We start from the raw sequence: 22,690 nt of genomic DNA, 5'->3' as shown, positions 1-22,690 counted from the left end.
AACTTCTATTTTATCAGGAAATAAAAGTGTAAACAAGTTTAAAAACCAATAATTGTCTGGGTACAAAATTCCAAAAAAGAAAAACTTAGGAAACCAATCCTAAGCTCTCTTTTGAAGTGCGTACATAACAAAGATAGAAGTGACAATCAACCAGCATCCTAGAATGGTGAAGACCAACATACCGTTTTGAGTCACCAAGCCAATCGCCCCAAGAATAAACGGTGTCGTAAAGGCTCCAAAGCTACATCCTAGCACTGCAAAAGATGTTGCCTGATTAAGAAGCTTGGCTGGGATTCTTTCAGAAAGAAGCTGAAAGACAGTGGTCAAGGCCACACTGTAAGAAAAACCTGCCACAATACTTCCAACTACCATCACACCCAATGACGGAGACAAGGCAATCACAATCTGCCCCAATCCAAAGGTGATACCTGACCAAAGGAGCAATCTTTCTTTAAACAGAGAGATAAAGAAAGAAAAACTCACACCAGCCAAGATACCAATCAACTGCATGATACTTAAAACCAAGCTCGATAACTGGGCATCCCCTAGACCTCTTTCCACCATCAGACTAGGAATACGGATGGTGATAGCTGTGTTGGTGCAGACAACAACTGCTGCTTCGACAGCCAATAGAAAAATCAAGCCTTTCATCTGTCCTGTCAAACGAGTCGTTTCAGTCTCTTTTTTCTTTGTTTCTTTCTTTTCTTTCCCATAAGGGACAAAGAGCAGATAAAGGATCAATACTAAAAATCCCGCACTGTAGGCCAAGAAGGTCACTGTCCATCCCAAGGATAAGAGTTGACCGACCACTAGAGTCAAAATCGATGCCCCGACAACTTCTGCTGATCCGCGAAGACCCAACATCTGGATCCGTGTCTTTCCATGATAGCGTTCGCTAATGATGGAAATGGCCTTGGCATTGATCATCCCAACACCCAAGCCAAATAAAATCCGCATCGCAAAGACAAAGTTGTACTCCTGATACCAGAAGGGAGCTGTTCCACCGATAGAGAGGATGAGAAGGCCCAGACTAATCTGAAGTCGCTCAGGAAACAAACGCTCCAAAAAACCATTTAAAACCAGCATAATCATGATTCCAAAAGAAGGGAGACTGACCAGGAGCTCGATTTGTTCTTTAGGGTAGCCTTGATAGTAGTCAAACATGGCTGGCAGAGCACTTGAGATGGAGAAGGAGGTAATCAAAACGAGGGAGAGGGCCAAAATACTAGCCCGTTCTAAAAATTGTTTCATGAATTTTCTTTCTGTATATTTCTCACTGTTGATCCTTTTAGAAGGAAGATGGCAAGAAAAGAAGGAGCCCGATTGAACTAAAGACTCCGTCCTAACTTTCCTAATAGGAAGACTATTTTCGCTTGATTTGCTTGATCAGATAGAAGATGAAGCCTGCAACCATATACGCTGCAAAAATGATCAAACACCATTTGATGACCACGTCCCAACCCTTGTTCACATTTAAAAAGAAATAAGGGAAGGGATTGTCCTTGGAATTCGGAATATTGAGTTTTAAGACCAGGCCGTTAAACAAGGCAAAAATCATATAAACTAAGGGCAAGATGGTCCACAAGACTGGATCCCAGATCTTGTATTGACCCCGTTTATCAAAGAAGAGGGTGTCGGCTAAAAACCAGAGTGGAACGATATAGTGGCAAAGGAAATTTTCCACACGGTAAAAGTCTGTCGCGATCGGAGCAAGCATAAAATGGTAAATCACACAGGTAATCATGATACTCATGGTAACGCCACCCTTGAGACGAAGCAAGGTCGGACTTTGCCAATTTTCACCTGAACGGCTCATCACACGGAGCAGATAGCCCGTGAAAATCGTTACCAAAAGATTGGACAATACTGTGTAGTAAAGGAGCATACCAAAACCACCATGCTTGGTGATCTCTAAATAAACTCCTGTAAATGCCGCTAAGAACAAGAGGACACGACTATAAAAAATAAATTTATAATTCAGTTTCATGGCTAGATTTTCTTAACAAATTCTGACTTGAGTTTCATAGCTCCAAAACCATCAATCTTACAATCGATGTTGTGGTCACCTTCTACGATACGGATATTTTTAACACGAGTTCCTTGTTTCAAATCCTTTGGCGCACCTTTTACTTTCAAGTCCTTGATTAAGGTTACAGTATCGCCGTCAGCCAATTTATTTCCATTGGCATCGATAGCAACAACACCTTCTTCTACTTCTGCAACTTCTGCAGGATTCCACTCATAGGCACACTCTGGGCAGACCAAGAGACTTCCGTCTTCGTAGACATATTCTGAATTACATTTCGGGCAATTTGGTAAGTTGTTCATAAGTCCTCCTTAAACTAACAATTATTCTTTAAAATTCATATGTTATTGAACAGCAACTATTATACCGTAAAATCCTACTTTTGACAATGTGTCCTAAGTCCAGCAGACAAAAAATCATGCAACTGTTTACAGTTACATGACTTTTAAAAGATGATTGCTCATGGGCGCTTATCAAGCGCCTCATGATAAAAGGGGTAGCAACTATATTTTACAAACCAGGAGCTTGTCCAAGTTCTGCTGCAAGCATCCAAACTGTTTTCTCAAGTTCAGCCTTAGCACCAACAAAGATATCGTTTGTAACATCATCGCCTTCTTCATCAGTCACATCCAAAGCTTTTTGGAAAAGCGTGATGAGGTAGCGATAAATCGCTAGAACACGTTCCAAACTTTCTTCAACGTTACGGAATTCCCCTTCTTCTTCTTCTTCGATTTCACTGTGTTGAAGGAATTCTGTCAAAGTTGAGTAAGGTTTGCCACCAAGGGTGATCAAACGTTCGCTGATTTCGTCAAGATAGCCATCAAGGCTGTCCATGTATTCATCCATTTTTGGATGCCATACGAGGAAACCACGACCACGCATATACCAGTGTACTTGGTGAAGGGCAATGTGAGCCACATACAAGTCCGCTACTGCTTGGTTCAATACTTCCTTTGTTTTTACCAATGCTACTGGCGCTGTTTTAGATAATGTTGTAACGTCTTTTACTGCTTCTTTTTTCAATTCAACCATATTTCTTACCTCTTTCATTTTTTTGTAACCATCTTCTTAGTGGTTACAATATAAGTATACTACTACCAGAAAACGATAGCAAGGAAAATGTACTATCTGAGAAAAGTTGCAATAGACTGATAATTTAAGAAAAATTTACAGCATCTATAAAAAAGACAGTCTTAGAAGACTGTCTGGAATAACCTAGATTATTTTACAAAATCAAGCAATGCCAAAAAGCTTTCAGCTTCAAGTGACGCACCACCAACAAGGGCACCGTCAACGTCTGGGCAAGCCATGTATGAAGCAACGTTCTCAGGTTTAACAGAACCACCGTATTGAACACGAACTTTGTCAGCAACTTCTGGACCAAAGTCTGCAGCTACAACGTCACGAACGACTTTACACATTTTTTGTGCATCGTCTTGTGAAGCTGATTTACCAGTACCGATAGCCCAGATTGGCTCATAAGCGATAACGGATGCAGCAACTTGTTCAGCAGTCAATCCTGCAAGAGCAGCAGATACTTGAGCACCTACGAATTCGGCAGCTTTACCAGCTTCATAAGTTTCAAGTGACTCACCACAACAGATGATTGGAAGCATACCGTTCGCAAAGATTGCTTTTGCTTTTTTGTTGATATCTTCGTCAGTTTCATGGAAGTAGTCACGTCGTTCTGAGTGACCGATAACAACGTAGTCAGTACCGATTTCTTTCAAAACTTGTGGGCTAGTTTCACCAGTAAATGCACCTGCATTTTCAAAGTAGCAGTTTTGAGCAGCAACTTTAAGGTTTGAACCTTTAGCCGCAGCAAGAACAGCTGTCAAATCAACTGCAGGAGCTGCGATACCTGCTTCAACAAGGTCTGATGAAGGAAGTTTTGATGCAACGGCTTCAACGAATGCTTTTGCTTCTTCTGGATTTTTGTTCATTTTCCAGTTACCAGCGATAAATGGTTTACGTGACATTTCACATACCTCTTTTTTCATTTTATTCACTATTATTCTATCATATTTATAAGGAGCTTGCAAACCTTACTCTAATTTTCAAGATTTTTCAAGCGACTAATCTTGCCACAAATTCATGGCATCGAGGAAATCAGCCGAAGCCTGAACTTGTTTGGGATTGTTCGCTTCTCGCTCTGCTCGTTTGGCCTCTACCTGAGCCACAGACAGAATACCTTCATGGCGCCAGTTTCGTAGGATTGCCTGAATATATTTCCAGTTTGGCTTGCCATTGAGAACAGCCTCTCGGAGAGCTTCCTTGATCAAATCCGCCTTAACTCCGTCTTCTTTGACAGTCTTAGAAAGATCTTCGATTTCAAATGGTGTTAATAAGCGTCCCAATTCTTGCTGAAAAGTTTCAACCAGATCCTTCAATTGATTCTGCGGGTTGGGGGCAGTTGTATCTGGAGTTTGGTTGTCTAGCAAGCTATCCAAGCGTTCAAAAGCCAAACTAGCATCAAAAATCAGCTCAATTTCCCCATTTAGTTCAATGGTCCGATATTGTAGCAAACCATTTTCAGTCAAATTCGAAATGGATTGGTTGACATCTGCCACTTCTTTCCCAATGATTTCAGCAATCTGGCTAGGCGAAACATCTCCTAAGGCTGTGGTGTTTTGTAGATAGAAAAATTGCCAGACGAGAAAATCTTCGCTGGAAGGAAAGAGTTCCTTAAAATGCAAGAGCAGGGCACTTGGCAAAACCAAGTTCCCTGATTTAAAAGCGTCAAAATATGTCATAATTCCTCTTATAAATATCCAAATGAAGCTGCATCGTCCTCTACCTTTTTCCAGTCAAAAGGAGTTTCTTGATAAACTGCATAGTTTACCCAATTGCTGAAAAAGAGAGCAGCTGATGAAGACCAACAGAGACAGGGCGTCTCATTTACATCATCATTTTTAAAGTAGTTCTCTGGGATATGAGGGTCGAGTCCCGCCTCATAATCACGAAAATACTCTCTTGCCAAAGTTTCACGATCGTACTCCAAATGACCAAAACTATAAATCTCACGCAAATCTCGACTAGCTAGGATAGAAACCCCAACCTCAGGACCTTCTGACAGAATCTCCAGATTGGTCTTGTTTAAGATTTCTTCTTTTAAAATCTCAGTATGACGAGAATGAGGAGCTACATAGCGATCATCAAAACCTCTAAAAAGAAGGTGCCCTTCTTTCAAGGTGTCCTGTGGATAAATGCCTGATAGTTTCCGATCCATCTGGTGCTTTTCAACGCCATAGCGAACATAAAGACCTGCTTGTGCTCCCCAACAGATATGGAGGGTTGAAAAAACATGCGTCTTGGACCATTCGATGACCTGTTTGAATTCCTCCCAGTAGTCCACCTCTTCAAAAGGCAAATGCTCCACTGGTGCTCCTGTAATAATCATTCCATCAAAAAAGTCATCCTTGACCTCTGGAAAGGTCTTATAGAAGGTTTCCATATGTTCGGCACGAGTTGTCTTGGAACGATGTGTTTCCATATATAAGAAATCAATATCTAATTGCAAAGGGGTATTAGCCAAATGCCGTAAGAGTTGCGTTTCTGTTACCATCTTTTGAGGCATGAGATTTAAAATCAAAATCTTCAAGGGGCGAATATCCTGATGAGCAGCCCGTTGGTCGTCCATAACAAAGATATTTTCTGTCCTTAAAATCTCCACAGCTGGTAATTTTTTATCAATTCGAATCGGCATAATATCCTCCTAACAGTTCTCTATTTCGGGAATGATCTTGTCTGTTTGAAAGTAAAAACCTCCAAATACTTCTTCCCTTTATTATACTGTATGAAGATATAGTTTTCAATTATAGTTTTTCTCTAACTAGCTATAGTTAATCTATATAGCAGATGAAGAGAAAACAGCCCCAAGGACTGTTTTTCATTAATAATGCATAAGTACCTTGTAATCGTAATCTCCGATTTTTTCACGGCCTTTAAGCTCATCCAACTCAATCAAGAAAGCACAACCGGCTACAACACCACCAAGTCTTTCAATCATCTCAATCGTTGCCTTGACAGTTCCACCTGTTGCCAAAAGATCATCTACGATGAGAACACGTTGGCCTGGCTTGATCGCATCAGCATGCATAGTTAAGGTATCAATACCGTACTCTTTCTCATAGTCAGCAGAAATGACTTCACGTGGCAATTTCCCTGGTTTACGAACAGGAGCAAATCCAATTCCCAGCTCAAAAGCAACTGGGCAGCCAACAATAAATCCACGAGCCTCTGGACCCACGATCATGTCGATTTTCTTGTCAGTTGCATACTGAACAATTTCACGAACAGCGTAGCTATAAGCATTTCCATCTGCCATCAAAGGGCTGATATCACGGAAGGTAATACCTTCCTTAGGATAATTTTCAATCGTTGCGATATAATCTTTTAAATTCATCTTTTTCTTTCTTTCAAAGTTTTTTACTCTCTATTATACCACATTTTCTGTGAAAGAAGAAGAGGAAAAGCACTATTCTCTTGCTCCGTCAGGTTATTAATGGAGTTATTTTTCCTGGAGTAAACTTATCATCAAAAAAACGAGCACTTTCGCACTCGTTCTCTGATATAAACTACTGATTAAAGTGAGTTTACGTCAACCTTGATACCAACACCTTGAGTAGTTGTGATTGTCAAGTTTGTTACGTAAGTTCCTTTAGCTGTAGCTGGTTTTGCTTTTTGGATTGTTTCGTTGAAAGCTTTGAAGTTCTCAACCAATTTTTCAGCTTCAAATGATACTTTACCGATGATTGCTTGAACGTTACCTGCACGGTCAGCACGGTAAGTGATTTTACCACCTTTAGACTCTTCAACTGCTTTAGCAACATCCATTGTTACAGTACCAGTTTTAGGGTTTGGCATCAAGTTACGTGGTCCAAGGACACGCCCAAGACGTCCAACAAGAGCCATCATGTCAGGTGTAGCGATAACTACGTCGAAGTCCAACCAACCATCGTTGATTTTTGCAACAAGGTCATCTTCACCAACAAAGTCTGCACCAGCAGCTTTTGCTTCTTCAGCTTTTGCACCACGTGCGAAAACAAGAACGCGTGAAGTTTTACCTGTACCGTTTGGCAATACCATTGCGCCACGGATTTGTTGGTCAGCTTTTTTAACGTCGATGTTCAAGTTGTAAGCAACTTCTACAGTTGCGTCAAATTTTGCAAAGTTAGTTTCTTTTGCAAGTGCTACAGCTTCTTCTACACTGTATGCTTTTGTGCTGTCGATTTTCTCAAGAGCAGCACGAAGTTGTTTGCTTTTTTTAGCCATTTTCTATTCTCCTTGTAAGTGGTTCAATCGATTTTCATCTCCCACGTCACTTCTCGAAATGATGAAGTCTTGCGGGTTATATTGGGGGTGTTATTGATTAGTCAACAACAGTGAATCCCATAGAACGAGCAGTACCTTCGATCATACGCATTGCAGACTCAATGTTTGCTGCGTTCAAATCTGGCATCTTAGTTTCTGCAATTTCTTGTACTTGTGCACGAGTAACTGTAGCAACTTTAGTTTTGTTAGGTGTACCTGATCCTTTTTCAACACCTGCAGCTTTTTTCAAAAGAACAGCAGCTGGTGGTGTTTTTGTAACGAAAGTAAATGATTTGTCTTCGTATACTGAGATAACAACTGGAATGATCATGCCAGCTTGGTCAGCTGTACGAGCGTTGAACTCTTTTGTGAATCCCATGATGTTGATACCAGCTTGACCAAGAGCAGGTCCAACTGGTGGAGCTGGTGTAGCTTTACCAGCAGGGATTTGCAATTTTACAAGTTTTTCGACTTTTTTAGCCATTTTTAAATCCTCCTTTGTGGTTTTGGCGGTAATTAAAGATTTTTACCTCCCACAAGTATGCTTTACACATACCTTTCTATTATACACTATTTATCTAAAAATGCAAGAGAAAAATTACTTTTTTAATCGACGTAATCGCCACCTTCAAAGCCATAGTACTCTTCCAAACTGAGACCACTTGCAGCAATTTCTTTGGCTTCTTTTCCAACGTAGCGAAGATGCCATTCTTCCGCCATGTAGCCAGTCTCTTTTTCCTTGCCTTTGAGATAGCGAACAACAAAGCCATAGTCAGCTGCATGATCTAAGAGCCACTGTGCCGCCTTCTCCTCTGTTACTAACTCTCCGTTAGTCCCAATCAAATCAAAAGCAAGACCTGTTTGGTGTTCACTATAACCTGGTCGAGCTGAGTAGCGATCTGCTGCTTCCTTACCGTCTTGATTCACATAGTCTTGATAAAGTTTGGTTTGGGTTTCATAACTTCTAAAACCACTGTAGTGATCGCTGATTGGGTAGCCAGCTGCTTGCATTGCTGCAATGAGCTTCAGCAATTCTGCTTTAGCTGTTGGATTTTCTCCTGGATTATAGTCTTTTGACAAAGGATAGTGCTTATTAGCTATGACGATTTCATCGTACTTCCCTTGAATACTATAGTAGTCTCCCTTATTGACAACTTCTGCCTTCTTCTGACTAGAGGCTTGAGATTTGCTCCCCACAGTTCCTTCAGGTTGACTAGTTTGTTCCGTTTTTTGAGTGTTTTCTTCATTTTTAGGTTTTTCTTGCGAACATGCTACTAGTGTTACTGCCAGCAAACCAGATAAAACGATGTATCTTTTTTTCATTTTTTCTTCCTCTCTTATACCAAGTGCTTCTCTAATTCATCGGATAATGCTTTAATCATTTGTTCCAACTCATGGGATTTCACTTGGCAATCTTCTGCCGCCATTTCTTCCCAGGGCACCCACCAGACTGGACCACGGCCATTCAATCCATGCCCCCTCATATCACCTGATCGTCTTGGAAAGAGGTGCCAGTGAGCGTGGGCATCTCCATTTCCTAGAAGTTCGATGTTCATCTTTTCAGCTTTAAACGTTTTGGCAACAGCTTCTTGGACCAAACTCATTTCCTCTAGAAAACGAAGTTTTACAGAAGTCTCCATATGGTGGAGTTCTGTGACATGCTCTTTTGCTAAAAACAAGGTATAGCCCTTAAAGTATTGGTGGTCTCCAATAACAACATAACCTGTCTCTAGTTCTTTTACAAAGTAGGGATTTTCCCCTGCCTTGATCCATTCAATTCTTTGACAAATCAAGCACATATTAGTCTACCAAGGTGCTTTTGAGATAGGCATCAACCATACGCTCAGTCGCCATGACCGAATCAATGTGTGTTCGTTCGTAAGAGTGACTGGATTCAATACCAGCTCCAAGGAGGGCATGCTTAACCTCTGCTCCTGCTGACATAGCTGCCGAAGCATCCGATCCGTAAAATGGATAAATGTCGAGCTTAAATGGAATATCTTGCTCCTTCGCCAAAGCTACCAAGTGTTGACGGAAGTCATAGTGATAGGGACCTGAAGCGTCCTTGACACAGATAGACACTGTATACTCATCCGTCTGCTGGTCATCGCCCATAGCTCCCATATCCACAGCTAGATATTCCACTACCTGAGCTGGAATATTGGAGTTGGCACCATGGCCCACCTCTTCAAAGACTGAAAAAGCAAAATGAGTTGTTACTGGCAACTCAATCCCCTCTTCCTTATAAACACGAAGAAGATTGAGCAAAATTGCTGCGCTGACCTTGTCATCCAAGTGGCGAGACTTGATAAAACCAGTCTCTGTCACGACAGTTCGCGGGTCAAAACTGATAAAGTCGCCAACCTCGATGCCCAAGGCGCGCGTCTCCTTTTCATTGGTTACTTTTTCGTCCAAACGCACTTCCATATTGTCCTGTGTGCGTTCTGCAGTTCCTGCATCCTTGTAGACATGACAAGAAGTCTGGTGAATGAGGATGGTTCCAGATACCTTTTGACCTGTGCTAGCCAGATGAACGGTACAGTTTTCTCCCTCAATCATGTTCCAAGGGAAACCACCGATACGATCTAATTTGAGACGGCCATCTGGTTTGACTGCACGGACAATAGCACCCAGCGTATCCACATGGGCAGTCACATAGCGGTGTTGGTCATCATTTTGACCTTTAATGGTCACATTGACACCACCCTTAGCTGTACGAACAGGCTGGTAACCAAGCTCTTCTAAAGTATGGACTAGGTAGTCTGAAATCTCACGAGTAAAGCCTGTTGGAGATGCAATAGCGGTTAGTTCTTTGATATAGTTTATAGTCTGATTCATTTCTTCACCTCTTTCCTACCATTATAACATTTTTCTAGTCAGACTCCTTCCCAAAAGGAGAAAAACTGTGTTTAGTTGCTTTCACTATAGATCCATGTTATAATACAAATACTTTGATTATGAAAGGAAAGTAACAAATATGAAATCATACTTTAAAGTATCACTAGCCCTTGTGGCTTCACTTGTTCTCCTGCTCGGATGTTCCAAACAAGCATCAACACCTGCAAACAGCAGTTCTAAAGAAGACACAACAACTCAGTCAAGTGAGAGCAAACAAAGCACTGAGCAATCATCTGAAAAGAAAGAAACAACTAAAACACATACCTTTGTAAACAAAAGCAATTCTGGAATCACTTCTACCTTGGTTTATACTGTAGAAGGCGACAATGTTATCAAGCAATCAGCTCATAACATTGCAGATCCTGAGATTCTTAACGCAACTCCAGAAGATGTCAAGAGTTTTATCGAAGAAAAGTACAAAGGTTATAATGGACTCAAAGGTGTTAAACAAACGATTGAAATCAAAGATGGAAAAGTTGTTCAAGATTTAGAAGTTGATTTCTCAGTTGCAAGCATTAGCGAACTTAGAAAAGCACTTCCTGAAGAATATTCTGGTATCGGCAATCGTGTCAGTTTCTCAAACTCTAAAAAAGCACTGGAAAAAATGGGGTTCACAGAAAAGACGAACTAATCTCCTAAAATTTCATATAGACTAGTTTAGGTCCACCCCAAAAGTTAGACACAACTCTAACTCTTGGGGTATTTTATTACATCCCTAACCGATGAGTTCAATAGAGTCCTCCCAATCCCATAAAAAGTGCATTTAAAACTTCACAGCCTTATAAAGCCATAGGATAAAAGTTATTTGAAATAGATAGAGACAAAACTTTAATCGTCTGACTAGTTTCTGTTCATTGGAATGTCAGTTCAGATAAAAGGGTAGGTCTAGTTGATTTTGTAGTAGAATCATGTTATAATACAAAATACTTTGATTATGAAAGGAAATTCTATGAAAACTCTTTTTAAAACTTCACTAGCCCTAGTGGCTTCACTTGTCCTTCTACTCGGATGTTCCAAACAAGCATCTACACCTGCTAGCAGCAGTAGCAAAGAAGACAAAACAACTCAGTCAAGCGAGACCAAACAAAGCAGCCAACAATCATCTGAAAAGAAAGATGAGACAGAAACTCATACATTTGTCCATAATAGCAAACCTGGAATTCATTCTACCTTGACTTATACTGTGAAGGGAGATGACGTTGTAAAACAAACTGTTCATAATGTATTCGATCCTGAAAAACTTAATAATACCGCGGAAGGTATTAAGGAAATTGTTAACGATACTTATAAAGGTTATGAAGGGGTCAAAGGGGTTACACAAAAAGTTGAAATTCAAGACGAAAAAGTTATCCAAAACATCGAAGTTGACATGACTGTCGCAAGTCTCGACGAATTGAAAAAAGCAATGCCGAACGAATACTCTGGTATTGGAAACCGTGTAAGCTTTGCTGCTTCGAAAAAAATGCTTAAAGAAGCTGGTTATACCGAACAAACCAACTAATGAGTCGTGCTCATACAAAAAATTCTTGGTCGATGACCAAGAATTTTTTTATTCCATCTCAAAAACATCACTCTCTTGTTTGTTTGGTAGGACCAATGAAAGCAAGATTCCGATAATAGCTGGCACTAGCCATGGAAGAGAGGCTGACGCAAACGGAAAGGCATTAATCAGATTTTCTAGAAACTCAATCTTAAAAGAACTTCCAAGGACGCTTGCAAGAGCAATCGCTGTAACAAGCCCAATAGTTAACTGCATGCCCGGTTTTGATAGGGCGACAAACTTATTAACAATCACAATCATCACAATGGCGATGGTGATTGGGTACAAGATTACCAGTACTGGCACTGAGTACTTAATGATTGCATCAAGACCAAGATTTGCAATGGCAAATCCAATCAAGGTAAAGGCTGTTGCATAGACCTTGTAGCTGATTTGTGGGAAACGTCCGTTAAAGAACTCTGCTGTCGACACAATCAATCCAACTGTCGTTGTGAAGCAGGTTACAGTTACCATAACAGCAAGGAAGAGTTGAGCTGTTGAACCAAAGATTTCCTGAGTTGCTTGCGACAAGATGTAAACACCTGGTGTTCCACCCTTCATCACTTCTGCTGGTACTGGGAAGTGATTTCCAAGGAATCCTAAACCAATGTAAAGAGCGCTAAAGGCAAGAGCTACAACGATACCAACCACCCAAATAGTTGAAATGTATTCTTTCTTACTGGAGAATCCAAGTTGTTTCAAGGTTTGAACAGCGATCACACTAAAAGCGACTGAGGCAAGGGCATCCAAGGTATTATAACCTTCTAGGAATCCTGTACCAAAGGCAGAAGCTTGATAAGCAGCTGACGCAGTTTGAGGACTTGTTCCACCGTATTTGAAGGCACCTAGTACAACCAAGATAACGATCAACAAAGCAAAGACTGGCGTTAAGATGCGTCCGATTCGATCCAAGATTTTTGATGGATTGAGCGAGATTAAATAAGCCGCTGCAAAATACAACACAGTAAAGACAATCAATCCTAGACCTTTGTTTGCTTCGGATAAGAGAGGACTAATCCCAACTTCGTAAGCTGTTGTGGCTGTACGTGGAATGGCAAAGAAGGGACCAATTGATAGATAGAGGACTGCAAGATAAAGCGTCGCAAACCAAGGTGAGATTTTCTTAGAAATCTCGTGAATGTATCCTTTCGGGTTTAGCGTTCCAATAATAAGTGTCAAGACGGCAATACCGACACCTGAAAAGACAAAACCTGCGATGGCAGGAAGAAATTGTTCTCCAGATAAAGCACCTAGAGAAGGTGGAAAAATCAAGTTTCCCGCACCAAAAAATATTCCAAACAGGAGCAAGCCTGTTAGGGCACCTTTTTTAGCCATAATAATCTCCTTCATATTTCTAAAATACTGACCTAGTATACCATGATTAAGACTCTGAAAAAAGTATCCAAAATTAATCATTGAATGTTTTCAATATTTTTAAAAATAAGAATTATCTAAAAACAAAATCCCTCACTCAGTTGGAACCGAACAAGGGAAGATTAGGTTCTATCGCTATATAGCTTTAAAGATTTTCAAAGGCCGTCATTCCACCTTGGACATTGATAACATCATAACCCTGTTCAGCTAGAAATTGACAAGCACGCGCTGAACGCATTCCAGATTTGCAAATGACATAATGCAAGAGGTCCTTATCCAACTGATCATAAGTATCAGTCAATTGACTAAGTGGTAGGTTCTGAGCACCTTCTAAATGAAGCGTCTGGAACTCTTCTACTTCTCTCACGTCCACTAGAGAAAGTTGCTCATTTTGATAAAGCTGGTAAAAATCGTTAAAAGTAATTTCTTTCATTCTTTTTCTCCTAAAATGGTTTTAATTCTTTTTTTCAACTCTGGCACCACTTCTGACTCAAACCAAGGATTTTTAGCCATCCAAATTTGATTACGAGGAGAAGGGTGAACTAGAGGAAAATAGGTTGGTAAGTAGTTCTGGTAATGTTTTACCCTTTCTGTTACCTTGCCACTAATTTTCTCATGTAAATAATAGGCCTGGGCATATTGTCCAATCAAAAGGGTCAATTCAATATTTGGACATTCCTTGAGAAGTTGCGGATGCCATTTTTCGGCAAAGCCTTTACGGGGTGGAAGGTCGCCTGACTTGCCATGTCCTGGAAAGTAAAAATCCATGGGCAGAACTGCAAAATAACCTGAATTGTAAAAGGTGTCTTCGTCCACACCTAACCAGTCCCGCAAGCGATCGCCGCTCTTATCCTTCCAATAAATCCCAGCTTCTTGTGTTTTAAGTCCAGGAGCCTGACCGACAATATTGATGCGGGCAGTTTTTGGCGCAGCAAAGAGAGGTTCGATTCCGCGTTCTGTATAGCTGGTATTTTGCGGATCCGCCATAATGGCTTGCTTGATTCTTTCAATTTGAGACATCTGTTTTCCCTCCAAAAAGAAGTCCAAGCATACAATCTCAGACTTCTATCGTTTTATTTGATCAATTCATAAATAGCTTCTGCATAAATTGCTGCTGCTCGGAAGAGATCGTCCAAGGCGATAAATTCATTGGCTTGGTGCATGGTATCGATTGAGTCCGGGAACATAGCACCGTAGGCAACCCCACGTTCCAGCAAGCGACCAAAGGTTCCACCACCAATGACTTGTTCGTGGCCTTTAAGACCAGTTTGTTTTTCATAGACATTCAACAAGGTTTGCACAAGCGGATCTTCCATTGGCACATAGTGAGGGGTATGGCCGTGTTCAGAAAGACTAACTGAAGCCACTGGCAAGTTTTCAAGGATTGACTTGATTTGCTCTGGGCTTGTTCCTTTTGGATAACGGAAGTTAAGGGCAATGGTATTGTCAGCACTTGTTTCATCAAAGCGGAAGACACCGGCATTCATAGAAAGGGCACCCATCTTTTCATCTACATGAGCAACCTTGAGATTTGTACCCTCATGGTCGTTCAAGAGAATCTTACCAGCGATGTCGAGGTAGTCTTTTGCAGGTCCTGCAAAGTCAAACTGACTGAGGAAGAGGGCCAGATAGGTCGCACCATTGACACCTGAAGCAGGCATAGCACCATGAGCTGATTTACCAATGATGGTCACCTTGTATTTGCCAGCATCTTCTTGATTTTCTCCTCTGAGTTTGTGTTCTGCAACAAAGGCATCTAGTTTAGCTTGCAAGTCAGCCAAGTCACCTGAAACGACTGCTGTTGCTGATTCAGGTACCATGTTTTCACGCAAACCACCTGTGAAGCTGTGAAGGCGAGCTACACCTGTATTTTCACCTGCAAAATGGAGGTATTCCGTGATATTTCCTTTTTCACCATTGATGATAGGGAATTCAGCGTCTGGAGAGAAACCAAAGTCTGGTTTCGCAAGTCCTACGTGCTCAAAGTAGTAGTCCATGTCCGCCCAGCCTGATTCTTCGTCTGTTCCGACGATGAAACGAACTTTCTTAGAAGTTGGAAGACCTAATTCTTTGATGATTTTCAAGCCATAGTAACAAGCTGTTGTAGGTCCCTTATCATCTGAAGCACCACGCGCATAAAGACGACCGTCTTTGATAGTTGGTGTGTAAGGATCTGTGTCCCAACCACTACCAGCTGGCACCACGTCCATGTGGGCAAAGATTCCAAGAACTTCTTCTCCATCACCAAATTCGAAATGTCCTGCGTAGTTGTCAACATTCTTAGTTGAGTAGCCATCACGGTCTGCGATTTCAAGGAATTTTTCCAAGGCTTTTACTGGACCAGGTCCAAATGGATGATCAGCATTCGCCTTGCTGTCATCACGTTCTGAGTTGATTTCCAAAAGGCTAAACAAGTCAGCCAAGAGGTCTTCTTTGCGTTTTTCTACTTCTGCTGTAAAATCAATTGCTGTCATTTTTTCTTCCTATCTCTTCTCGATAATTTCATCTACTGGCAAGCGGTAGCTTGGTTCTAACTTCTCATCTGTGTAACCCACTGTGATCAAAAGTTCTGGGCGGAAACGGTCTTCAATGTCCAAAACTTCGTTGGCTTTTGACTTATCAAATCCAAGAATAATATTAGAACCAATTCCTTGGTCTGTAAGAGCCAAAACCAAATTCATGGCAACCAAACCCGCGTTAAGGGCCAAGTAGTCACTAACTTGCTGTTCACTATAACGCGCAAATTCAGCTGGCAGATTCTTCATAAAATATTGAAGTTGTTCTTCAGAAAAGTTATTAGCACCACCAACACGGGCAATCTTACGAGCACGTTTTGCCAAATCTGTGTCTGTAAACAAGGCAATGGTTACAGGCGCTGATGATACCTGCTCAAAGTTCGAACCATATGCCAATTTTGCCAGTTCAGCATTTTTTTCACGAATAACCACAAACTTCCATGGCTGGCTGTTGTGGGCACTTGGGGCCAAGGTTGCGATTTCGATAGCCGTACGCACATCTTTGGGATCTACCGGTTTATCAGTAAAATGCTTAGTCGCATGACGTTTTTTATTTAATTCAAGAAATTTCATAATCGATTTCCTTTTCTAATTCTACTGCATCCATTCTACCATATTTTGAAAGAGCTTGCAGAGATTTTTCATGATTAAGATTTTTTATTATAGACATAAAAAATATACATTGGTTCAATAAAACAGTTTTTGACAGACTAATAAGTAATTTACATTTGAATGGAGACATTATGAAAAAAATTGGTCTTTTTACTACTCATACTCCCATTTTGGGTTTCCTGCAGGAACCAAGCAACAACAAAAGAAACAGCAACTCCAAAGACAATAGTAGTTGCTACAGCTGGGGATGTATCTCCCTTTGACCACGAAGAAAATGGCAATCTGACAGGCTTCGATATCGAAGTTTTAAAAGCAGTTGATAAAAAACTGAGTGATTATGAGATTCAATTCCAAAGAACCGCCTGGGAAAGCATCTTTCCAGGACTTGATTCTGGTCACTATCAGGCAGCAGCCAATAACTTGAGTTACACAAAAGAAAGAGAAGAGAAACACCTCTACTCACTTCCTCTTTCAAACAACCCCCTCGTCCTCGTCAGCAACAAGAAAAATCCTTTGACTTCCCTTGACCAAATTGCTGGCAAAACAACCCAAGAGGATACAGGAACTTCCAATGCCCAATTTATTACTAACTGGAATCAGAAACACTCAGATAACCCTGCAACTATCCAATTTTCTGGCAAGGATGTTGGCAAACGAATCCTTGACCTTGCTAATTGTGAATTTAATTACCTTGTTTTTGACAAAGTTTCTGTTTAAAAGATTATCAAAGATCGTAGCTTAGATTTATCTGTTGTCGTTCTACCTTCTGCTGACAATCCTAACAACTATATTATTATCTCGAGCGACCAAAAAGGGGTCAAAGAACAGTTCGATAAAGTTCTCAAAGAACTCTATCAAGATGGAACTCTCGAAAAACTCAGCAACACCTATCTAGGTGGTTCTTATCTTCCAGATCAATCTCAGTTACAATAAGAGTTATTAAAAGCGATTGAATCAGCCAATCGCTTTATTTAGTATTTGTTGGTTTCTCCTCACGGAGATTATTAAAATGGAGAAGCCACAATGCGGTATTACCACTTTATTTTTCTTATCTATCTTCTACAAGGAGATAAAGGCTTTCAAAAAAGCAGACGAATCTTCGTCTGCCTATTTCATTATTCAGTAACAAAACTGCTAGCTCCTTTGAGAGCTTGTTTTAACGAATCACGTGCAGTTTTCAACTGTTGAAGAAATGGAGTGCGCGCTTCTTCTGGCATAGCCGTGTCATCAGAACCAGCACTTGAAAGTCCTTCGTTAAAAGCAGTTCTTGAAGATTCCATCGCTTCAAGAGCTGGTTCAACTTGATCCTTATAGCTTTCTTTTTGATCTGCTGGGATTTTATCTTCAACTTCTTTTACATATTTCTTATAACTATCAATCAACTTACCATAGAGAGTCTTCATATCTCCAATTGTTTTAGCTTTATCAATTTCTTCATCAGTCAAAAGAGTAAAATCAGATGTTTTTGAAGAATCTTTCTTTGAAGCTTCGTTATTTGAAGTTTCAGATTTTGAAGTCTCAGATTTCGAAGTTTCATTTTTTGAAGAGGACGTTTCTTTAGCAGTTGATTCTTTGGTAGCTGAGTTACTAGAATTATTTCCAGAACAGGCTGCTAAAGTTACAACTGATAAAAGTAATAAGCTAGAAGTAAGAATTTTTTTCATGACTTTCTCCTTAATATTTTATAATTAATTACATTTTAAAATAAAATAATTTTATTGTCAAATATTTTCTGTAAAATTATAAAAACTTAGATTCGTTTCTTTTCTTCATATATCAATAGCGTATCTCTATTTCGAACTATAACGTAAATTCTATCCGTCTAATTATTATTCATTTATTTCGAATAAATATAAATATATAGAAGTTAGCCATTTCATTCACACAAGGGATTAAAAAATCAAAACTTGGATAAGGTTATCAGCCTCAAGTAAATAAAACGATTGGCTTAGCCAATCGTTTTATTTAGTATTTGTTAGTTAAAGCAACTTTTACAAAAAATCAAAATAATCCTTCACATCCTCTACATACCCATGCTTTTCAATTAAACTAGCTAAGAGTTCCAGATTGTGCCCCCGATAGTTGTCATCTCGGCGTAGTTCTTCATACATTTCGATAAAGGGAAGGTCCTTAGACTTGGCCAATTCTAACTCTGCTTCATAGTCATAAGTAACTTTTCGGAATAGAATGTTTACCAATTCTCCATCTTCCACTTCTATCACAGCATACTGGGCACGGTGATTTTTTAACGCCTCCCAATTAAAATAGGGCATGCCAATCGACCCTGGATTGATGATTTGTTGCCCTTGACTGCCATAACGAAGCAACTGCTTGTGAACATGACCATAGACTGCCACATCAACTTCATCATCTAGGAGTTGGTCAAATTTCTCTGTATCATTCTCAACTAGCAAGTCACCACCATAGTTCTTATTTGGCAAATTATGAGAAAGAGAAAAACGCAGACCGTCAACTTCTCTCTTTTCTAGCATAGGTAAGCTTCGTAGCCAGTCAATCGTTGCAGGATCCATTCGCTCCATCAAATACTGCGTCATACGCAAGAGCTGGACTTCCTGTGGGTCTTCTAAGCTATATTGCCCATCTAAAGCCTCTAAGACACAATCATCCCAATTGCCTCGAACACTTGCAGTGATAGGAAGTTCCTTTAACAGAGCGACCAAGTCATTTGCACCTGGACCAGGGAGGAAAATGTCTCCCATGAGCCAGTATTCACTGACTCCTTGTGCTTTAGCATCTGCAATCACTGCTTCTAAGGCAGTCACATTTCCATGAATATCTGATAAAATTGCGATTTTATGGTTCATGATAATTTCCTTCCGTTTGGTAATCTACTCTCTCTTCCGCTACTTGAGCCAATTCCACTTCTTCCTGAGGGTTCAACTTTCTTTTCACATCTTCTGCGACTGCTCTTGGCACACCAACTTCGACAATTTCATCCACACTGGCTTCCTTGATTTTAGTGAGAGACTTGAAATGCTTCATAAGATTTTGCTTGCGTTTAGGTCCTAGCCCTTCAATTCCATCCAGCTGTGAAGAAAAGGAATTTTTGGAGCGCAGTTGCCGGTGGAAGGTGATCGCAAAGCGGTGCACCTCATCTTGGATGCGTTGGAGGAGGAAAAATTCCTGAGAATTGCGAGACAGCTCTACCACTTCCAGCGGTTCTCCAAAGAGCAGCTCGTGGGTTTGGTGCTTGTCATTCTTTTGCAGACCAGCAATGGGAATGTCCAAACCTAGCTCTTCTTGAATAACCTGCTTAGCGATATTGACCTGACCTTGTCCCCCATCGATGACAATCAAATCTGGCGGGGTTAAACCATCACGCTGAACCCGTCCATAGCGTCTGCGAATAACCTCTCGCATACTAGCATAATCGTCTGGCCCAACGACTGTCTTGATTTTGTACTTACGGTAATCTTTTTTACTTGGTTTGCCGTTGACAAAGACCACCATGGCTGAAACAGGACTTGTCCCCATGATATTAGAGTTATCGAAGGATTCGATACGGACTGGGGTCGGAATTTGAAGCAAGCGTCCCAGATTTTCAATAGCTCCTTGGGTCTTTTCAACAGATTTTTCTAGCAGATTGAACTTCTGCTCCAGACTAACACGGGCATTTTTTATGGCTAGATTGACCAGTTGTTTTTTCTCTCCACGCTGGGGTTTGAGAATCTTGGTATCCACCAAGGCCTTAACGGCTTCTTCATCGATATCCTGCGGAATCAATACTTCATTGGGAACCAGGTGAGATTTTTCTTGATAAAATTGTCCCACATAGGTCAAAAAGTCCTCGTCCGGATCATTGTAGTAGGGGAAGAGATTGACATCCCGCTCGATGAGTTTTCCTTGACGGACAAAGAAAACCTGAACACACATCCAGCCCTTATCCACATAGTAGCCAAAGACGTCCCGATTTTGCAAATCTTTTGCCATGACCCTTTGCTTGGTCCGAAGCGTCCCAATGGCCTGAATCAGGTCACGGTATTCCGCCGCACGTTCAAACTCCATACTTTGAGCTGCCTTTGCCATCTTGCCCTTGAGGTCATCGATGATTTTATCATCCTGCCCTTTTAGGAAATCAGAAACCTCCTGAGCCATGGACTTGAAATAGGCCTCATCTTTTTTACAGATAGTATGGGCCATACACTGGCCGATATGGTAGTAAAAACAGACCTTAGACGGTGGATTAGTACACTTGCGAAAAGGAAAAATTCGGTCCAGTAGTCGCTTGATTTCATTTGCTGCCCCTACATCTGGATAGGGACCAAAGTAGAGACCACCGTCCTTTTTGACCTGACGGGTGATAATCAAGCGAGGATAACGCTCATTGGTGATTTTGATGAAAGGATAGGACTTATCATCCTTGAGCATGATATTGTACTTGGGCTGATTTTCCTTGATCAGGTTGATTTCTAGGAGAAGTGCCTCAATATTGGACTCAGTGACGATAAATTCAAAATCCACAATTTCAGATACCAGAGCCTCAGTCTTGGTATCGTGACTTCCACGGAAATAGGAGCGCACACGGTTGCGCAGATTTTTAGCCTTTCCTACATAGATAATGGTGCCATTTTTATCCTTGTGAATGTAGCATCCAGGACTAGTTGGCAAGAGCTCCAGTTTTGATTTGATCAAGTTATTCATAGTTCCATTATAGCAAAAAGGCCGTGACAGGACGAACAAAAAGCCCCATCAATCACTTGTTGGAGGAGCTTTGATTTCTTTTCAGATTGCACCGACTTCATCTAGTCGCTTCTGGTATAGAGTTCTTGAACAGCCTTCACATCCTGAGGCTGAATTCCATAGTAAGAACCTGCTGGCTGCATGACAGAAGTTTCGTTGGTATGATCCAAACCGATGGCATGCCCCAGCTCGTGCTCCGCTGTGTGCACGATCCGTTCATAAGAATAACCATAGTTTGGATTGGATAGATAATAGTGATTCAGGCGAACCGTTACAGATATAAATTGTTTGGTTAACAAATTGGTTTGACTCTCGGCTTGACCAGCTACAGCGGTCGATCCATCATTCATCTCACTTGCCACAATATCTGCCTGGCTAGGATCCGCAACCACCTCAAAGGTAAAGGCTCCCGTTTGATTCCAGTTTTTTATAGCTTCTGCATAGGCACCTTGGAAGGTCTCATCCATTTGAGGTTCAATATAGATGCGAGCTGAGGCCTGAGCCCACTTGCCTTCTGCATGTTGGTGACTGTCTGTCTGAGACAAGACTTCCAGCGTTCCCGTCTCCTTCCATTGATTCCAGCCACCTTGACCAATCTTGCTCATTTTTTCAACCTGATTGACCGCAGAATGAAAATCACCTGTCAGATACCAAACCACTCCAAAGACAATGAGCAGTAGAATGACCACAGTCCAAACCAGACGCCAGAAGAAACGCCAAATTCCCAACAGAAATCGGAACAATAATCGAATAATCCAGAACATGACGTCCCACCTTTCATAAAAATAAGAACCTATCTTGAAATCACATTCTCCTTGACCAAGATAGATTCTCTATTTTACTGAATAAAACTGAAAGAAACCTAAAACTAAGATAAACGTTCTTCCAAGACAAAGTCAATTGGTAAGGTAGCCAAAAAACGCTCCAATTGTTTTTCCCAGTAGTACCACTCGTGCTTACCTGGACTATGACTATAGTTCACCTCAAAACCAAGCTTTTTGAGGTTTTTCACTGCGAGATCATTGGCAGAGTAGAGATAGTCTTGCTCCCCACACCAAGCCCATAGTTTGCTCTTTTTATCGGATTTTGCAGCCATGCTTTCAAGCGAATGAGGACTAGATGTCCAGTCTTTAATCTCTCCAAAAACTCCTCTCCAGTAGGCAAGTGACCCCAGATCCTGACTTTCAGGAGAAAATTCCTGAAAACTAAGCGCACCAGAAAAACTAGCCGCATGAGAAAAACGATTGGTTGCGAGAGCTAGTTTGAAGGAACCATATCCACCCATGGAGAGGCCTGCTATGAAAGTTTTTTCTCGTTTGTTGGTCATATTGGGGAAGAAACGTTTCATGACTTGGGGGAGTTCTTCTGCTAGAGCAGTATAGTAGTTATAGCCATACTGGGTATCTGTGTACCAGCCATTGCTAGTATTGGGCATGATAACAATGAGATTGGTTCCACGCAACAAGCGTTCGACATTGGTACGTTTGAGCCAGCTATTTTGATTTCCTGACATTCCATGTAAAAGATAAAGAACAGGAATATCTGTGCAATCTGGTTCAATCACCCGACTAGCATCTGGATAGAGTACCGTAACGCCCCACTCCATATCCAAAACTTCTGAGTAATACTCAATATTCATAACTGCCATGGTTGTCTCCTTTTACTATTCTATAAGAAAAAGCCGAATTTCGACTTTTTCTGTAGGTATTC

General features: G+C 40.9%; 25 protein-coding genes and 1 pseudogene. 3 read left to right on the top strand and 23 right to left on the bottom strand.

Features of this window, described 5'->3' with window-relative positions:
• Window positions 1-99 precede the first annotated feature (99 nt).
• From B7723_RS08840 to B7723_RS08780, 13 genes are all read right to left on the bottom strand, one after another.
• Window positions 100-1,251, bottom strand: a complete 1,152-nt coding sequence (locus B7723_RS08840) for an MFS transporter (RefSeq protein ID WP_084849478.1) — start codon at window positions 1,249-1,251, stop codon at window positions 100-102.
• A gap of 112 nt (window positions 1,252-1,363) precedes the next feature.
• The gene (locus tag B7723_RS08835) at window positions 1,364-1,987 is read right to left on the bottom strand and encodes a Pr6Pr family membrane protein (protein WP_000775204.1); all 624 of its coding nucleotides are present in this window, start codon (window positions 1,985-1,987) and stop codon (window positions 1,364-1,366) included.
• A gap of 2 nt (window positions 1,988-1,989) precedes the next feature.
• A complete protein-coding gene (locus tag B7723_RS08830; protein ID WP_001061600.1) occupies window positions 1,990-2,328 on the bottom strand; it encodes a zinc ribbon domain-containing protein YjdM in 339 nt (112 codons plus the stop codon).
• A 208-nt stretch (window positions 2,329-2,536) separates the two neighbouring features.
• The gene (locus B7723_RS08825; RefSeq protein WP_162279204.1) at window positions 2,537-3,058 is read right to left on the bottom strand and encodes a Dps family protein; all 522 of its coding nucleotides are present in this window, start codon (window positions 3,056-3,058) and stop codon (window positions 2,537-2,539) included.
• 188 nt (window positions 3,059-3,246) lie between these two features.
• Entirely contained in the window at window positions 3,247-4,005 is a 759-nt protein-coding gene (tpiA, locus tag B7723_RS08820) for a triose-phosphate isomerase (protein WP_084849480.1), read from the bottom strand.
• A gap of 96 nt (window positions 4,006-4,101) precedes the next feature.
• The gene (locus B7723_RS08815; protein WP_084849481.1) at window positions 4,102-4,779 is read right to left on the bottom strand and encodes a DnaD domain-containing protein; all 678 of its coding nucleotides are present in this window, start codon (window positions 4,777-4,779) and stop codon (window positions 4,102-4,104) included.
• A gap of 8 nt (window positions 4,780-4,787) precedes the next feature.
• On the bottom strand, window positions 4,788-5,732 hold the full coding sequence (gene metA, locus B7723_RS08810; protein ID WP_084849482.1) for a homoserine O-acetyltransferase MetA: 945 nt from the start codon (window positions 5,730-5,732) through the stop codon (window positions 4,788-4,790).
• Between the two features lie 186 nt (window positions 5,733-5,918).
• Complete coding sequence (locus B7723_RS08805; RefSeq protein WP_001049316.1) at window positions 5,919-6,431, bottom strand: adenine phosphoribosyltransferase; 513 nt, start codon at window positions 6,429-6,431, stop codon at window positions 5,919-5,921.
• Between the two features lie 179 nt (window positions 6,432-6,610).
• On the bottom strand, window positions 6,611-7,300 hold the full coding sequence (gene rplA, locus B7723_RS08800; protein ID WP_001085675.1) for a 50S ribosomal protein L1: 690 nt from the start codon (window positions 7,298-7,300) through the stop codon (window positions 6,611-6,613).
• Window positions 7,301-7,397: 97 nt separating this feature from the next.
• Complete coding sequence (gene rplK, locus B7723_RS08795; RefSeq protein ID WP_001085808.1) at window positions 7,398-7,823, bottom strand: 50S ribosomal protein L11; 426 nt, start codon at window positions 7,821-7,823, stop codon at window positions 7,398-7,400.
• Between the two features lie 122 nt (window positions 7,824-7,945).
• Window positions 7,946-8,662 (bottom strand): LD-carboxypeptidase LdcB/DacB, encoded by a 717-nt coding sequence (gene ldcB / locus B7723_RS08790; protein WP_084849483.1) that lies wholly within the window; start codon window positions 8,660-8,662, stop codon window positions 7,946-7,948.
• A 14-nt stretch (window positions 8,663-8,676) separates the two neighbouring features.
• Window positions 8,677-9,138 (bottom strand): HIT family protein, encoded by a 462-nt coding sequence (locus B7723_RS08785; RefSeq protein ID WP_038804884.1) that lies wholly within the window; start codon window positions 9,136-9,138, stop codon window positions 8,677-8,679.
• Window position 9,139: 1 nt separating this feature from the next.
• Complete coding sequence (locus B7723_RS08780; protein WP_084849484.1) at window positions 9,140-10,177, bottom strand: M42 family metallopeptidase; 1,038 nt, start codon at window positions 10,175-10,177, stop codon at window positions 9,140-9,142.
• Between the two features lie 139 nt (window positions 10,178-10,316).
• Between B7723_RS08780 and B7723_RS08775 the strand changes: the two genes are divergently transcribed.
• Both B7723_RS08775 and B7723_RS08770 read left to right on the top strand, forming a co-directional pair.
• A complete protein-coding gene (locus B7723_RS08775) occupies window positions 10,317-10,868 on the top strand; it encodes a DUF1307 domain-containing protein (protein ID WP_084849485.1) in 552 nt (183 codons plus the stop codon).
• A 318-nt stretch (window positions 10,869-11,186) separates the two neighbouring features.
• The gene (locus tag B7723_RS08770) at window positions 11,187-11,738 is read left to right on the top strand and encodes a DUF1307 domain-containing protein (RefSeq protein WP_084849486.1); all 552 of its coding nucleotides are present in this window, start codon (window positions 11,187-11,189) and stop codon (window positions 11,736-11,738) included.
• Between the two features lie 48 nt (window positions 11,739-11,786).
• Here the strand turns inward: B7723_RS08770 and brnQ are convergent, their stop codons facing one another.
• From brnQ to B7723_RS08745, 5 genes are all read right to left on the bottom strand, one after another.
• Window positions 11,787-13,112, bottom strand: a complete 1,326-nt coding sequence (gene brnQ / locus B7723_RS08765) for a branched-chain amino acid transport system II carrier protein (protein ID WP_162279205.1) — start codon at window positions 13,110-13,112, stop codon at window positions 11,787-11,789.
• A 184-nt stretch (window positions 13,113-13,296) separates the two neighbouring features.
• Complete coding sequence (locus B7723_RS08760) at window positions 13,297-13,584, bottom strand: rhodanese-like domain-containing protein (RefSeq protein WP_084849487.1); 288 nt, start codon at window positions 13,582-13,584, stop codon at window positions 13,297-13,299.
• Window positions 13,581-14,171 carry a uracil-DNA glycosylase family protein gene (locus B7723_RS08755; protein ID WP_084849488.1) on the bottom strand — a complete coding sequence of 197 codons (591 nt, stop codon included), beginning with the start codon at window positions 14,169-14,171 and terminating at the stop codon, window positions 13,581-13,583. The genes B7723_RS08760 and B7723_RS08755 overlap by 4 nt, the downstream gene beginning before the upstream one ends.
• A gap of 53 nt (window positions 14,172-14,224) precedes the next feature.
• Complete coding sequence (pepV, locus tag B7723_RS08750; protein WP_084849489.1) at window positions 14,225-15,625, bottom strand: dipeptidase PepV; 1,401 nt, start codon at window positions 15,623-15,625, stop codon at window positions 14,225-14,227.
• Between the two features lie 9 nt (window positions 15,626-15,634).
• A complete protein-coding gene (locus tag B7723_RS08745) occupies window positions 15,635-16,240 on the bottom strand; it encodes a nitroreductase family protein (RefSeq protein WP_084849490.1) in 606 nt (201 codons plus the stop codon).
• A 180-nt stretch (window positions 16,241-16,420) separates the two neighbouring features.
• Between B7723_RS08745 and B7723_RS08735 the strand changes: the two are divergent.
• Window positions 16,421-17,212, top strand: a pseudogene (locus tag B7723_RS08735) (amino acid ABC transporter substrate-binding protein).
• Between the two features lie 182 nt (window positions 17,213-17,394).
• On the opposite strand, the gene B7723_RS08730 reads toward B7723_RS08735, so the two are convergent.
• The 5 genes from B7723_RS08730 to B7723_RS08710 all read right to left on the bottom strand — a co-directional run bounded on the left by B7723_RS08730 (window position 17,395) and on the right by B7723_RS08710 (window position 22,628).
• Window positions 17,395-17,943: a hypothetical protein gene (locus B7723_RS08730; RefSeq protein WP_000722941.1), complete on the bottom strand. Its 549-nt coding sequence runs from the start codon at window positions 17,941-17,943 to the stop codon at window positions 17,395-17,397.
• A 327-nt stretch (window positions 17,944-18,270) separates the two neighbouring features.
• On the bottom strand, window positions 18,271-19,104 hold the full coding sequence (locus B7723_RS08725; RefSeq protein WP_084849491.1) for a metallophosphoesterase family protein: 834 nt from the start codon (window positions 19,102-19,104) through the stop codon (window positions 18,271-18,273).
• Complete coding sequence (uvrC, locus tag B7723_RS08720; protein WP_084849492.1) at window positions 19,094-20,941, bottom strand: excinuclease ABC subunit UvrC; 1,848 nt, start codon at window positions 20,939-20,941, stop codon at window positions 19,094-19,096. The genes B7723_RS08725 and uvrC overlap by 11 nt, the downstream gene beginning before the upstream one ends.
• 101 nt (window positions 20,942-21,042) lie before the next feature.
• On the bottom strand, window positions 21,043-21,744 hold the full coding sequence (locus B7723_RS08715; protein WP_084849493.1) for a M57 family metalloprotease: 702 nt from the start codon (window positions 21,742-21,744) through the stop codon (window positions 21,043-21,045).
• Window positions 21,745-21,848: 104 nt separating this feature from the next.
• Window positions 21,849-22,628, bottom strand: coding sequence for an alpha/beta hydrolase (locus B7723_RS08710; protein WP_084849494.1), 780 nt, complete (start codon window positions 22,626-22,628; stop codon window positions 21,849-21,851).
• Window positions 22,629-22,690: the final 62 nt, after the last annotated feature.

The organism is Streptococcus oralis subsp. oralis (assembly GCF_002096435.1).
Classification (GTDB): Bacteria; Bacillota; Bacilli; order Lactobacillales; family Streptococcaceae; genus Streptococcus; species Streptococcus oralis_AA.
This window is presented reverse-complemented; position numbering and strand designations above follow the sequence as displayed.